The organism is Arthrobacter sp. CAN_A6, from assembly GCF_015751715.1.
Classification (GTDB): domain Bacteria; phylum Actinomycetota; class Actinomycetes; order Actinomycetales; family Micrococcaceae; genus Arthrobacter_D.
On sequence record NZ_JADOUV010000004.1, the window covers coordinates 76,006 to 89,492 of the forward strand.

9 protein-coding genes are annotated in these 13,487 nt (G+C 68.3%); 4 read left to right on the forward strand and 5 right to left on the reverse strand.

What is annotated here, in order from left to right:
* Positions 1-59: 59 nt before the first annotated feature.
* On the forward strand, positions 60-1,466 hold the full coding sequence (locus tag IWX75_RS08715) for an NAD(P)H-quinone dehydrogenase (protein ID WP_196821879.1): 1,407 nt from the start codon (positions 60-62) through the stop codon (positions 1,464-1,466).
* A gap of 29 nt (positions 1,467-1,495) precedes the next feature.
* On the opposite strand, the gene IWX75_RS08720 is transcribed toward IWX75_RS08715, so the two are convergent.
* The 3 genes from IWX75_RS08720 to IWX75_RS08730 are packed head-to-tail and all read right to left on the reverse strand — an operon-like array spanning position 1,496 to position 6,791.
* Entirely contained in the window at positions 1,496-3,055 is a 1,560-nt protein-coding gene (locus IWX75_RS08720; protein WP_196821880.1) for an FAD-dependent oxidoreductase, read from the reverse strand.
* Positions 3,052-5,346: a molybdopterin oxidoreductase family protein gene (locus IWX75_RS08725; protein WP_196821881.1), complete on the reverse strand. Its 2,295-nt coding sequence runs from the start codon at positions 5,344-5,346 to the stop codon at positions 3,052-3,054. Before IWX75_RS08725 ends, IWX75_RS08720 begins: the two co-directional genes overlap by 4 nt.
* A 2-nt stretch (positions 5,347-5,348) precedes the next feature.
* Positions 5,349-6,791, reverse strand: coding sequence for an MFS transporter (locus IWX75_RS08730; RefSeq protein WP_196821882.1), 1,443 nt, complete (start codon positions 6,789-6,791; stop codon positions 5,349-5,351).
* 284 nt (positions 6,792-7,075) lie between these two features.
* Here IWX75_RS08730 and IWX75_RS08735 point away from each other — a divergent pair, with 284 nt between their 5' ends.
* The 3 genes from IWX75_RS08735 to IWX75_RS08745 all read left to right on the forward strand — a co-directional run bounded on the left by IWX75_RS08735 (position 7,076) and on the right by IWX75_RS08745 (position 10,813).
* On the forward strand, positions 7,076-8,488 hold the full coding sequence (locus IWX75_RS08735; protein ID WP_196821883.1) for an MFS transporter: 1,413 nt from the start codon (positions 7,076-7,078) through the stop codon (positions 8,486-8,488).
* A 217-nt stretch (positions 8,489-8,705) separates the two neighbouring features.
* The gene (locus tag IWX75_RS08740) at positions 8,706-9,962 is read left to right on the forward strand and encodes a serine/threonine-protein kinase (protein WP_196821884.1); all 1,257 of its coding nucleotides are present in this window, start codon (positions 8,706-8,708) and stop codon (positions 9,960-9,962) included.
* Positions 9,959-10,813, forward strand: a complete 855-nt coding sequence (locus IWX75_RS08745; protein WP_196821885.1) for a hypothetical protein — start codon at positions 9,959-9,961, stop codon at positions 10,811-10,813. The genes IWX75_RS08740 and IWX75_RS08745 overlap by 4 nt, the downstream gene beginning before the upstream one ends.
* A 94-nt stretch (positions 10,814-10,907) precedes the next feature.
* Here the strand turns inward: IWX75_RS08745 and IWX75_RS08750 are convergent, their stop codons facing one another.
* Positions 10,908-12,743 carry an acetyl/propionyl/methylcrotonyl-CoA carboxylase subunit alpha gene (locus tag IWX75_RS08750; RefSeq protein ID WP_196821886.1) on the reverse strand — a complete coding sequence of 612 codons (1,836 nt, stop codon included), beginning with the start codon at positions 12,741-12,743 and terminating at the stop codon, positions 10,908-10,910.
* Between the two features lie 108 nt (positions 12,744-12,851).
* Positions 12,852-13,484 carry a Maf family protein gene (locus IWX75_RS08755; protein ID WP_196821887.1) on the reverse strand — a complete coding sequence of 211 codons (633 nt, stop codon included), beginning with the start codon at positions 13,482-13,484 and terminating at the stop codon, positions 12,852-12,854.
* Positions 13,485-13,487 lie beyond the last annotated feature (3 nt).

The following is a 13,487-nucleotide window of genomic DNA, read 5'->3' on the forward strand; positions in this document are numbered from 1 at the left end:
CAACTTACCCTCCCGCCGGGTTTTGAGCCGCCGCCGCGGATAAGGGAGAATCGATCCTTGTGACCAACCAACTAGATTTCAGCTCCTTGCGCCTGGCGATCCTGGGCGGAGGGCCCGGCGGGTACGAGGCGGCCATGGTGGCCTCCTCGCTCGGTGCGGACGTCACCATCATCGAACGGAAGGGCCTCGGCGGTTCGGCCGTGCTCACCGACGTCGTGCCGTCGAAGACCCTGATCGCGACGGCCGACACCATGACCCGGTTTCTTGACGCCCACGATCTCGGCGTCGAATTCGCCGACGATACAGCGGTGAGCGCCAACCTCCACCGCGTCAACCAGCGCCTGCTGAAGTTGGCCCTCGAGCAGTCCTCGGACATCCGGCAGACCCTCGAGCGCCTCGGCGTCCGCGTGATCATCGGTACCGGCCGCCTCCTCGACAACCACCGCATCGAGGTGGTGCCGGCCGACGGCGGGGAGACGACAGTCGTCGAAGCCGACGCCCTGCTGCTTGCCATGGGCTCCCATCCGCGTGAACTGCCTGACGCGATGCCGGACGGCGAACGCATCTTCAACTGGACGCAGCTCTACAACCTCACCGAGATCCCGCAGCACCTCATCGTGGTGGGATCGGGAGTCACGGGCGCGGAGTTCGCTTCCGCCTACAACGGCCTCGGTTCCAAGGTCACCCTCGTCTCGAGCCGAGACCGCGTGCTCCCCGGCGAGGATACCGACGCCGCCGAGGTACTGGAGGGCGTGTTCCGGGACCGCGGGATGACCGTCCTGTCGGAGGCCCGGGCCAGCGCCGTCGAACGCACCGACGACGGAGTGCTCGTCCGCCTCGCCGACGGGCGCACCATCGAGGGGACACACTGCCTCGTCGCGGTCGGCGCGATCCCGAACACCGAGGGAATCGGTCTCGAGAACGCGGGTGTCGCTGTGAGCAAGTCCGGCCACATCACGGTGGATGGTGTCTCACGGACCACCGCCCCCAATGTCTATGCCGCCGGTGACTGCACCGGCGTCCTCGCCCTCGCCTCGGTGGCGGCGATGCAGGGACGCATCGCCATGGCCCACCTGCTGGGCGACACGGTCACGCCACTCAAGCTCAAGCAGGTGGCCTCGAACATCTTCACCTCGCCCGAGATCGCGACGGTGGGTGTTTCCGAGGCCGACGTCGAATCGGGCCGCTACCAGGGCGACATCGTCAAGCTCTCCCTCCACACCAACGCCCGCGCGAAGATGATGGGCGTCAAGGACGGCTTCGTGAAGGTCATCTCCCGCAAGGGATCCGGAACCGTGATCGGCGGGGTGGTGGTGGGTCCCCGCGCGTCCGAGCTCATCTTCCCGCTCGCGCTCGCGGTCACCAAGAAGCTGCACGTCGACGACGTCGCCAACACCTTCACCGTGTACCCGTCGCTGACCGGTTCCATCTCGGAAGCGGCCCGGCGCCTGCACGTCCACCTCTAGCAACCCTGCCGGAGCCCCGTTGCCGGGCGTCAGGCGGCCGGGGCCGCCGGGGCGAAGTGCTGTTCGATCAGGGCACGGATGTCCGAGTGGCAGCTTCCGCACCCGGTTCCGGCCCGCGTGTCCGCTGAGACCTCGTCGACGGTCGTGCAGCCGCCTTCGAGAGCGGAGGAGACGGTCCCGCGGGCCACTCCGGCGCACCGGCAGAGCGTGGCCGCCGGGTCGGCACGGCGGAGGGCTCCTTCCTCCTCGGCGCCGTCGAGCCGCAGCAGGCTGGAGCGGTCCGCCGGAAGCTCGCTACCGCGCTCGAACAACAGCACCAGCTCCGCCGCAGTCCTCGGCATTCCCACGCAGACCAGGCCGGTCAGGACCCCGAAGCGGGTCACCATCTTCACGTAGCGGCCATGGCCGGGATCAGCCCAGAGGGCCACCTGGGTGTTTCCGTCGGTACTCCAGGGGCTGGCCGATGCATCCCCCGCAGTGACGGCGTCGATGCCCCGCGCCTTCAGCATCACCACGGCGGCCTGCTCCAGGACGGCAAGCGGGCCGGGGTCTTCGTTACCGGAAACGGTGGCTGTGAGCTCGGCGACGAAACGCGCGCCCAGGTTGTCCGCCTGCCTCCAGCCCGGTCCGATCAGGCCCGGCGGTACTGTGGGTCCGGAACACGCACGGCAGGCAGGTACGCCGCAGTCCACCTCGGCACAGTCACCGATGGCCCAGATGTGGGGGTCGTGGCGGACGCGCAGAGTGTGGTCCACGAGGATGCCCGACGCCGTCTCCAGCCCCGCACCCTCGGCGAGGGCAATCCGGGGACGGACCCCGCAGGAAAGGATCAGGGCATCGCCCCGGACCACCGTTCCGTCGTTCAGGCGAAGTCCGGAGAAGCTCCCGGCGTCGAGTTCTATGCCCACCGCCCGGGCGTCGGAGGCCAGGCCGACGCCGGCGCTCCGCAGGGCCGCCGCAAGGACGTGGCCGCCGCCGTCGTCGATCGTGCGGCCGAGGGGGTGTGGGCCATGATGCACCAGGGTTGCGTGCGTGCCCTCCTCGACCAGTGCGACGGCGGCCTCCACACCGAGGATCCCGCCACCCAGGACGACGACGGACGCGCCGCGCCGGACGGCGGCCGCCAGTTGCCCTGCGTCGGCGAGGTCCCGGAGGGCAGTGACCCCGGGCGGAAGGACCGGCACCAGGGGATCGTGATTGAGGCCTCTCAGGGTGGGGACGACCGGCTGTGAGCCGGTCGCGAGGATCAGGCGGTCGTACGGGATCCCGGTGCCGTCGGCGTAGCGGACCACGCGGCGGGCCCGGTCGATGGATCGGGCTTCAGCGCCGAGCCGGACGTCGATGCCCGCCGCGCGAAGGGCATCGGGGTCACTCAGCCGAATGGCATCGGCGCTTGTACGGCCGACGCCGACGTCGGCCACGAGTACCCGGTTGTACGCGGCGTCGGGCTCAGCTCCGGTCACGGTGAGCTGCACCGAGCCCTCGGCGACCAGTGGCTGGAGATGCTCGATCAAGCGCGCCGCCACCGGGCCGAAGCCCAGCACCAGGACGCGTTCGCGGTGCGGGGTGTGGTTCTGGTTCTGGTTCATCGGGTCGCCGCCGTCGGTGTGCTGGGTTCCGCTGCAAGGGGAGCCGCGGCGCGAGCGACCGCCGGATCCACCATCGGAGGCGCTGCCGCCACCGTCACGGGGGTGGTCTTGAACTCCGGCATTCCCGAAATGGGGTCGGTGAGCCCGCGGGTCAGGAGGTTGGCGTTCGAGGTGCCGGAATAGTGGAAGGCCAGAAAGACGGTGTCCTGCCGGATGTCGGGGGTCAGCTCCGCCAGCGCCCGTATTTCGCCGTTGCTGTTGCTGACGGTCACCGGTGATCCGTCGGAGAGTCCGATGCCCCGTGCTGGAACCGGGTGGATTTGGAGACGCTGGTGCGGCTGCGCCGCTGCCAGGCTGGCCACCCGTCGGGTCTGGGTACCTGACTGATAGTGCTCGAGCAGCCTGCCGGTCGCCAGCAGCAGGGAGGCAGAGGCATTGCCGCTGGTGCGTCGCAGGGTGGCGCCGGAGCCGATTCCGGTGGTGTTGGTGGGGGTGGTGTTGGTGGGGGCCTCGGTTCCGACCGGGGCGTTGGCGTGCGCCGTCGGAGCAACGGGCGTCAACCGCGCCCTGCCGCCGGCGTGGAAGAAGGCGTCCAGGAAGAGCCGCGGCGTACTGGTGCCACCCGCCGGGAACGGCCAGTACGCGACCGCGTCGGCGTCGAGGAGTGGGTAGCTGATCCCGGAGTAGTCGGCCGGTCCGCCGCTGCTGGCCAGCGCCAGTTCCGTGAAGACCGTCTCGGGATCGGCACTGAAGGTCGACGGCGCATCCAGCAGCGCCGCCAGCTGCTCCAGGATCCACAGCTCACTGCGCGCGCCGGGCGGCGGCATCGTGGCGGCGCGCCGGCGCAGGATCCGTCCCTCGAGGTTCGTCATGGTTCCCTCCTCCTCCGACCACTGCAGGACCGGCAGCACAAGGTCGGCCTCGGCGGCTGTCTCGGACAGGAAGAAGTCCGAGACCACGAGGAAATCGAGCCGCCGCAGGCCCTCAAGCACGCGTGTGGCATCCGGCGCGGACACCGCGACGTTGGCGCCGTGCACGAAGAGGCACCGGACGCCGCCGGGCCGGCCCAGGGAAGCGAGCAGTTCGATGGCGGGCAGGCCCGGTCCGGGGATCGCGGCCTCGGGAATCCCCCAGACGGACGCGACGTACGCCCGTGCTGCGGGATCCGTGATCTTGCGGTATCCGGGCAGCTGATCAGCCTTCTGCCCGTGCTCCCGGCCGCCCTGGCCGTTGCCCTGGCCGGTCAGCGTCCCGTAGCCGCTGTGCGCGGTGCCGGGCAGGCCCAGCAGCAGTGCCAGGTTGATGGCGGCCGTCGTCGTATCGGTGCCGTCGACGTGCTGCTCGACCCCGCGGCCGGTCAACACATAGGCGCCGGGCCCGCCCTCGCGCCCTGACCGGGCGGCGGCTGCGAGCCGTCGCGCCGCAGACCGGATCAGGGTAGCGGGGACGCCGGTCACCGACTGCACGCGTTCGGGCCACCAGGCGGCAACCGACCGCACCACGTCGTCGAGCCCGTCGGTGCGAGAGTCCAGGAACGCCCGGTCCCAGAGTTTCTCGGTGACCACGACGTGCGCAAGACCGAGGAGGAGCGCCAGGTCGGAGCCGGGCGTGGGCTGCAGGTGGAGGCCCTGGCCCTGTTCGGTGAGTCGTGCCGTTGCCGACCGGCGGGGGTCCACCACGAGGAGGCCCCCGGCGGCACGCGCACCTGCCAGGTGCTGCACGAAAGGCGGCATGGTGTCCGCTGTGTTGGAGCCGAGCATCAGCACCACGCCTGCGCTCCCGAGGTCCTCCAGAGGGAAAGGCAGGCCGCGGTCCACGCCGAAAGCGCGATTGCCCGCGGCTGCCGCCGATGACATGCAAAACCGTCCGTTGTAGTCGATCCGGGACGTGCCGAGCGCTACACGGGCGAACTTGCCCAGTTGGTATGCCTTCTCGTTGGTGAGCCCACCGCCGCCGAAAACGCCGACCGAGTCCTTGCCGTAGCGGGCCTGACTGGATCGGACGCGGTCCGCGATCAAGGCCAGGGCGGCGTCCCAACCGATCGGTCGGTGGACGCCCCCGGCATCCCGCAGCAGCGGTTCCACAAGCCGGTCGGGGTGGGACAGGAGGTCGGCCGCGGTCCAGCCCTTCCGGCACAGCCCCCCGCGGTTGGTCGGGAAGTTCCGTCCGGTGATGGACGGCGTCCCCCCGGTGTGCCCGTTCCCCGTCGTCGTTCCCTGGGGCTCTGACGACACCGTCATTGCGCACTGCAGGGCGCAGTACGGGCAGTGGGTGGCGACGGCTACTCCCATGGCTAGACCTTTCCCATGGTGCTCGAGGGGCGCAGGTAGAAGAACCAGGTGAGGCAGAGCATGCCGGCGTAGGCGGCGACGAAACCGTAGAACGCGGCGTCGTACGCGCCGGTTGCGCCGCGTGAGGCATTCAGCACCTGGGGAACCACGAAACCCCCGTATGCGCCGATGGCAGAGATGAGTCCCAGGGCGGCAGCCGCTTTCCGGGCTGTGCTGACGGTCTCGGTAACAGTCGTCCCGGTACCTTCTCCGGAGGTCCCGCCTCGCGGCCGGCCGCGCAGGGTCTCGAGCAGCCCTCGCCGGGCGAAGATGACCGGAATCATCCGGAACGTCGCGCCGTTGCCGGCACCGGCGGCAGCGAACAGCACTAGGAAGAGCACGAGGAAGAGCCAGAAATTCGACGCAGGAAGGGTCCAGACCACGGCCAGTGCAGCCGTAGCCATGACAGCGAAGGCGCAGACGGTGATGACCGCACCGCCGAAGCGATCGGCCAGGCGTCCTCCATAGGGCCGGGCGAGGGATCCGACGAGCGGACCGAGGAAGGCAAGGGACAGCGTTGCCGGCCCCAGTGCGAAGGTCGAGAAGTCGGGAAAGACGTCCACGATCAGCTTGGGAAACACTCCGGCGAACCCGATGAAGGAGCCGAACGTCCCGATGTAGAGGACCGCCATGATCCACAGGTGCGGTTCACGCAGGGCGGCAAGGGAACCGGCGACGTCGGATTTGGCGCTCGTGAGGTTGTCCATGTACTTCCAAGCGCCGAACGCAGCCAGGAGGATCAGGGGGATCCAGATCACCCCGGCAAGGGGAAGGTTCAGTGTTCCGACGGCACCCAGCGCGATGACCACCGGCACCACGAGCTGAGCCACTGCCGCACCGATGTTCCCGCCGGCGGCGTTGAGCCCCAGCGCCCAGCCCTTCTCCCGCGCCGGGTAGAAGAACGTTATGTTGGCCATCGAGCTGGCGAAGTTCCCGCCGCCGAAACCTGCCAGGGCGGCGACGGCGAGCAGGACGCCGAATGGCGTCTCCGGGTTGGACACGCAGACTGCGAGCCCGACGGAGGGGATGAGGAGCAGCAGTGCGGAGACGACGGTCCAGTTCCGGCCACCGAACCGGGGGACCATGAAGGTGTAGGGAATGCGCAGGGTTGCGCCGACCAGGGACGGCATCGAGATGAGCCAGAAGAGCTGCGAGGTGGTCAAGGTGAAGCCGGCTGCAGGGAGATAGACGACGACGATCGACCAGAGCTGCCAGACCACGAAGCCCAGGAACTCGCACGCAATGGACCATTGGAGGTTTCTCCTGGCGATGGCACTGCCACCGCCGTTCCATTGGTGGGGGTCCTCGGGATTCCAGGAGGTTATCCAGCGGCCCTTCGCCGACTCGAAGGGCTGCCCGGCGGGGGCAGCTTCGCGGATTGGGGCAGTGGTTCTATCGACGCTCATGGGATCCCTTCGGAACGCATATTCAGCAGTGCATTTCTCCGAAACTACGGGCGGCGCATTTCAGGGCAGGGCGGCCTCGGTAAACGGCCTGTGACATTTTCCTCTCCACGATGGAGCGGGGTGGTGAGGCGGTATGATCGATCCGTTCCCCGTGTCCATTATCTGGACATGCTTATCCACCTGATGGACACGAGTGATCGAATACTTGGGTTCAACTGAAGTTTCCGCACGCCGGTCGAGGCAGCTGCATCGGACCGCGTGCCGCGCGCGAGAAAGCCGTAGCCATGTCATCCTCCAAACCCGCTGTATCCAGTGGGACCACGAAGCCTCTGAATTCACGGGGCAAGGTGGTGTTCGCAAGCCTCATCGGCACCACCATCGAGTTCTACGACTTCTATATCTATGCCACCGCGGCAGTGCTCGTGTTCCCCGCCCTGTTCTTCCCGAACCAGACCTCCGCGAACCAGCTGCTGAGCTCGTTCGCAGTGTTCGGCGTCGCTTTCGTCGCGCGGCCGCTCGGCTCGATCGTCTTCGGCCACTTCGGGGACAAGATCGGCCGCAAGGCCACCCTCGTGGCCTCGCTGCTGACCATGGGTATCGCGACCTTCCTGATCGGCCTGCTGCCTGCGGCGACCAACCCGGGCTGGGTCTTTCTCGCGCCGCTGCTGCTCGTTGTGCTGCGCTTCCTCCAGGGCCTCGCTCTGGGAGGCGAGTGGAGCGGTGCGGCCCTGCTGGCCACGGAGAACGCTCCCGAGGGGAAGCGCGCCATCTACGGCACCTTCCCGCAGCTCGGAGCGCCGATCGGCTTCATCCTGGCCAATCTGCTGTTCGTCCTGTTGAGCACCACCCTGAGCCCGGAAGAGTTCCTCGCATGGGGCTGGCGCGTGCCGTTCCTGCTGAGTGCCGTCATGGTCATCATCGGCCTCTACGTGCGGCTCAAGCTCATTGAGAGCGCGTCCTTCCAGAAGGTCCAGACCGAGGGCAAGGTGGTCAAGCTTCCGCTCGGCACCACGTTCCGCCTCCACTGGCGCGCACTGATCCTCGGCACCTTCATCATGTTCGCCACCTACGTGCTGTTCTACTTCATGACAGCCTTCACACTTACCTACGGAACCGCACCGTCGAGCGTGGAGCAGGCGCAGGCCCGGGCGGAGGCGGCAGGCAGGGAGTTCACCGATGCGCAGGTTGCGGCCTTCGTGCCCGGCCTCGGCATGGCACGCACCGATTTCCTGTGGATGCTCATCATCGGCGTGGTGTTCTTCGGAATCTTCACCCTCGTCTCAGGACCGCTTGCCGAGCGCTTCGGCCGGCGCAAGATGCTCCTCGCCACCACCGTGGGCATCGCCGTCTTCGGCCTGCTGTGGGCTCCGCTGTTCGGGGCGGGTACCGTCGGCGCCATGGTGCTGCTGATTGTCGGCTTCACGCTCATGGGGCTCACTTTCGGCCCGATGGCCGCAGTGCTCCCCGAGCTCTTCCCGGCCAATGTCCGCTACACGGGATCCGCCGTCGCGTACAACGTGTCGAGCATGATCGGCGCAGCCCCGGCGTCATTCGTGGCCGTGGCCCTCTGGCAGCTGGCGGACGGCAGCACGGTCCTCGTCGGGTTGTACCTGTCCGTGGCCGCCGCCCTGACCTTCGTGGCGCTATGGTTGTCCCGCGAGACCCGCGATAACGACTACGAGAACAACATCGCCTAGTACAGGCAACCAGCCGGGCTCGCCCGGCACCGATACAGCACCGACAAACGACGGCGCGGCACCTCCGGCCAGAACAGGCCAGGGGCCGCGCCGTCGTTCTTTCGGCGTTGCCCTCGGCCCGTCGGATCCAGTGCGCACAGCCCGAGGATGCCCGTAGACTGGGACAAAGGAAGCGTGCTTATCATTCACGCAGACGGGGGCGGACGGAAAGGGCAGGATGAGCGTGCAGACTCTGGCGGGCGGACGTTATGACCTCCGGGAACGGATCGGTGCCGGGGGAATGGCCGAGGTCTTCGTCGCGAGGGACACCCGGCTGGAACGCAACGTCGCGGTCAAGGTCTTCCGTCCAGGAACGGCCGACGGTCTTGAGCGTGGTTCGGCTGAAGCCCGTCTCCTTGCAGGCCTCGACCATCCGGGCCTGGTTCGTGTCCTCGATATGGACACGGGACATTCCTCGGGAGACGGCGCCTACCTCGTCATGGAGTACGTGCCGGGCCCCGATCTCAGCCACCAGCTGCGGGGTGGCGCGCTGGACCGGGAGGAGATCCGGCGCCTGGCGCTCGACCTGGCGCGGACCCTTGCCTACATCCACGGGCGGGGAGTGATGCACCGGGACCTCAAGCCTTCGAACATCCTGACCCGCGAGGTCGAGCAGGACAGCGGCCTGTTCACCTACCTGCTGACCGATTTCGGCATCGCCCGGTTCTTCGACGGGGGCCGTATGACGGCGACCAACCAGGTGATCGGCAGCGCCGCCTACTTCAGCCCGGAACAGGCGCGGGGCGACGACGTGGGCTTCCCCACCGACATCTACTCCCTGGGACTCGTGCTGATCGAGGCACTCTCGGGGAAGCGGGCCTTTCCCGGAACAGGCGTGGAGAGTGCGCTCGCACGGCTGCACCGGAGTCCGTCGATTCCACGTTCCGCCGGGACCGAGCTCACGCACCTGCTCGCCGCGATGACCCTCGATGACCCCGCTGCCCGGCCAGCCGCCCGCGCAGTGGTCACGGCGTTGAGCGAAAATGCAGGCAACACGGCTTCCGCAGGCACCTCGCCGCCTCGTGCCGCTGATAAAGATCCTGCTGCGGCTGCTGCCGGGCGCACCGCCGTGGACACCGCGGTCACGCAAACCGCCGAGAACGACGCCGCTGGGCCGACAGCGGCGGTGACCGCGAACCCTGCTGCCGAGCGGCGGCCCCCGCGTGCCGAGGCAGCCACGGAAACCTTCCCGTCATCGGCAGATGCGGACCAGCCGGGTGCGGATTCCGCGGCGTCGACACCGCCCCGGAAGCGTCACCGCGGCGTCATGGCGGCCGTCGTCGTGGTGCTGGTCTCCCTCGTGGTCCTCGGAGGCATCCTGCTGGCCGGCCTGATAGGCTCCGGCTCCGGCCCCGACCGGCTGCCGGTGGTTCCTGGACTTACCGGCGAGAGGCTCGAGAAGCTCGAGGAACTCTACGAGAGCGTGCAGCCATGAGCACCTCCGCCGTCGTGGACCGAGGGCCTTCAGTACGGCGGAATCTCTCACGGAAGGTCCTGGCCGCGGGCGCTTTCGCCTGCGTGCTCTTTCTCACCGCGTGCGACGGCGCGTCGATCGACTCCGCCGCAAGCGAGCGTTTCCAATCCGAGGTGCGCGCCATTGCGCAGCTTGCGGGCTCGGGCGACAGCGCTTCCGCCATAGCGCGGGCAGGCGAACTCCGGGCGGATCTGACGTCGGCGGAGGCCGCGGGGGAACTGACGAAAGAACGCCGGGACCTGATCTCGCTGCGGATCGACGCCGTGATCGCGGCCCTCGAGGAAGAATCCGGACAGGTGGCCGAGCCCGGAACCGGACCCGTTCCGACCGAGAAGGTTCCCCCGGACGATCCGGCCGTTTCCCCGGCCGAGCAGGTCCCTGATCCCGATCCCGCACCCGCTCCTGTCCCTGCGCCCGAGCGGGCTCCTGTCCCTGCGCCCGAGCCGGCGCCGGTGCCTGCGCCTGAGCCGGCGCCGGCGCCCGCTTCGGGGCAGCCCGATCAACCGGTTGCGCCCGGGAATGCTCCTGAGGACTTCAGCGAGGAGGCGCAGGATGCTGCGGAGGACGCACAGGATGATGCTGCGGACGACGCGGAGGACGACGCGCGGGAGAACCCGCCGGAGGACAATCAAAGGGGCAACGGCAACGGTGGCAGTAGCAACGGCAACGACGGCAACGGCAGCGGGGACGACGACGGCAACGGCAACGGTGGCAGTAGCAACGGCAACGGCAGCGTTGGTAACGACGGCAACGACGGCAACAGCGGCAGCGGTGGCAATGGCAACGGCAACGGCAACGGCAACGGCAACTAGCGGAGTGCCGCACCTCCGCCGACCCGGCCGGCCGACCGCTGCGGCCGGCCGCAGTCCGGTCAGCCGCCGAATATCGGTTGTCAGCCAGGAGAAGCTAGTCGTGGATCCTGGCGATCACCGATCCGGCCGACACCGTGTCACCCGGCGTCGCGACCAGCCCGGATAGTTTCCCGGACTTGTGTGCGGTGAGCGGCTGTTCCATCTTCATTGCCTCGAGCACTACGATGAGGTCTCCCTCCGTCACTTCGGCGCCGTCGGTCACGGCCACCTTGACGATCGTTCCCTGCATGGGCGAGGTGAGCTCGTCGCCGTTCGATGCCGCCGTGCCCGCGCGCGGGCGCAGGGACTTCTTGGGTTTGCCGGAGGGGGAAGCCTTGGCATTGCCCGCTCCGAGGCCTGCGGGAAGAACCACCTCGAGCCTGCGCCCGCCGACCTCGACGGTCACGCGCTGGCGCTGGTCCTCCTCGGGACCGGTCTCCGCGCTGTCGGGACGCCACGGCTCGATCCGGTTGTCGAACTCGGTTTCGATCCAACGGGTGTGCACGGTGAAGGCTCCCTCCGCCGGAGCGAAGGCAGGGTCCGAGACGACTGCCGCGTGGAAGGGAAGAACAGTCGGCATCCCCTCGACTCGCATTTCAGCAAGGGCCCGCCGGGCGCGCTGCAACGCCTGCGGACGGGATGCACCGGTGACGATCAGCTTCGCAAGCATCGAATCGAAGTTACCGCCGACCACCTCGCCCGCTTCCACTCCCGAATCCACCCGGACGCCCGGACCGGTGGGAAGTTTCAGTGTCTGCACCGATCCGGGGGACGGCAGGAAACCCCGGCCGGCGTCCTCACCGTTGATGCGGAACTCGAACGAATGCCCGCGCACTTCCGGGTCGCCGTAGCCGAGCGCCTCGCCGCGCGCGAGCCGGAACTGCTCGCGGACGAGGTCGAGCCCGGTGACCTCCTCGGACACCGGGTGCTCCACCTGCAGGCGGGTGTTGACTTCGAGGAAGGAGATGGTGCCGTCCTGGCCGACGAGGAACTCGCAGGTGCCGGCTCCCTGGTACCCGGCTTCCTTGAGGATCGCCTTCGATGCCGTATACAGGCGGTCGTTCTGCTCTGCGCTGAGGAACGGTGCGGGTGCCTCCTCCACGAGTTTCTGGTTCCGGCGCTGCAGGGAGCAGTCCCGGGTGGATACCACGACGACGTCGCCGTATGAGTCGGCGAGGCACTGGGTCTCCACGTGCCGGGGGGCATCGAGGAAGCGTTCGACGAAGCACTCGCCGCGGCCGAATGCCGCCGTCGCTTCACGGACCGCCGACTCGTAGGCCTCGGGGATCTCGTCCTTGTCGCGGACGACCTTGATACCCCGCCCGCCGCCGCCGAAGGCGGCCTTGATGGCCAGGGGCAGGCCGAACTCGTCGGCGAATCGGAGCACTTCCGCCACTGATGCCACGGGGTCCTTCGTCCCTGGTACCAGGGGCGCCCCGACCCGCTCGGCAATATGACGTGCCTGCACCTTGTCGCCGAGCTGGGTGATCGAGGAGGGCGAGGGGCCCACCCAGGTGATGCCGGCGTCGATCACGCGCTGTGCGAACTCCGCGTTCTCGGAAAGGAAGCCGTAACCGGGGTGGATGGCGTCGGCTCCGCTGCGCCCGGCCGCCTCGAGGATGCGGTCCATGAGGAGATAGGACTCCGCGGCGGTTTCTCCGCCCAGCGCGAAGGCTTCATCCGCGAGGCGGACGTGGAGGGCGTCGCGGTCCGGGTCGGCGTAGACGGCTACCGAGGCGATTCCCTCGTCCCTCGCCGCACGGATCACCCGAACCGCAATCTCACCACGGTTCGCGATCAGTACCTTCGTGACAGGGCCGGAATGGCCCCGGAGGCCGGCCGGACGGTCGTCTGCAGCAGACTGGGCAGCGCCGGATGTGGGCTCGCTCATAGGGGATGTCGCTCCTTCGTATTTGTTCGGAGCCTAACCGGTATTTGGAGCTATCGCCTATGGATCGTGCCGTTATGGAGTGTTGGAGTCGATTTTTCTGTAGGAATGCTACAAGGCTTCAGTTCCGCCCCAGAATTCGGTGATGCCGACGCCGGCAGAGGCGAGCAATTGGCGCAGCGTCGAAATGCTGATTCCGACAACGGCATGGGGGTCACCTTCCACGCGCTCGATGAAGGCGCCGCCCAGTCCGTCGAGCGTGAACGAGCCGGCGCACTGCAGCGGTTCGCCGCTGGCCACGTAGCGGTCCACCTCGCCGTCGGACATGGCAGTGAAGTGGACCGTTGCCGAGCTGACCGCTCCGATGGTCGCGCCCGAGCCGTCGTTCCGGTTGTCCACCAGCCAATGACCCGTATGAAGGACGCCCGAGGAACCCCGCATGCGCCGGATGCGGTCCCGGGCCGTGTCGGGCTCGTACGGCTTGCCGTGCGCTTCGCCTTCGAACTCGAAGATGGAGTCACAGCCGATCACGAGGGCATCGTAGGCGTCGTCGAGCGAGGAGACTGCCTCGGCCTTCACGCGGGCAAGCAGGAGCGAGGTGTCCCGGGGGTCGAGGTTCCCGTACCGGGCTGCGGCCGCCGCCTCGTCGACGTCGGAGGCAAGGACGTTGTGCCGGATGCCCGCCGCGGTCAGGAGCTTGGTACGGGCAGGGGACGCGGAGGCGAGGACGAGGCGCGGAGTCATGCC

Excerpts from the sequence above, each read along its gene's own strand:
- IWX75_RS08755 (WP_196821887.1), bottom strand. The coding sequence starts at position 13,484 with ATGACTCCGCGCCTCGTCCTCGCCTCCGCGTCCCCTGCCCGTACCAAG.
- IWX75_RS08730 (WP_196821882.1), bottom strand. The coding sequence starts at position 6,791 with ATGAGCGTCGATAGAACCACTGCCCCAATCCGCGAAGCTGCCCCCGCC.
- IWX75_RS08725 (WP_196821881.1), bottom strand. The coding sequence starts at position 5,346 with ATGGGAGTAGCCGTCGCCACCCACTGCCCGTACTGCGCCCTGCAGTGC.
- IWX75_RS08735 (WP_196821883.1), top strand. The coding sequence starts at position 7,076 with ATGTCATCCTCCAAACCCGCTGTATCCAGTGGGACCACGAAGCCTCTG.
- IWX75_RS08745 (WP_196821885.1), top strand. The coding sequence starts at position 9,959 with ATGAGCACCTCCGCCGTCGTGGACCGAGGGCCTTCAGTACGGCGGAAT.
- IWX75_RS08720 (WP_196821880.1), bottom strand. The coding sequence starts at position 3,055 with ATGAACCAGAACCAGAACCACACCCCGCACCGCGAACGCGTCCTGGTG.
- IWX75_RS08740 (WP_196821884.1), top strand. The coding sequence starts at position 8,706 with ATGAGCGTGCAGACTCTGGCGGGCGGACGTTATGACCTCCGGGAACGG.
- IWX75_RS08750 (WP_196821886.1), bottom strand. The coding sequence starts at position 12,743 with ATGAGCGAGCCCACATCCGGCGCTGCCCAGTCTGCTGCAGACGACCGT.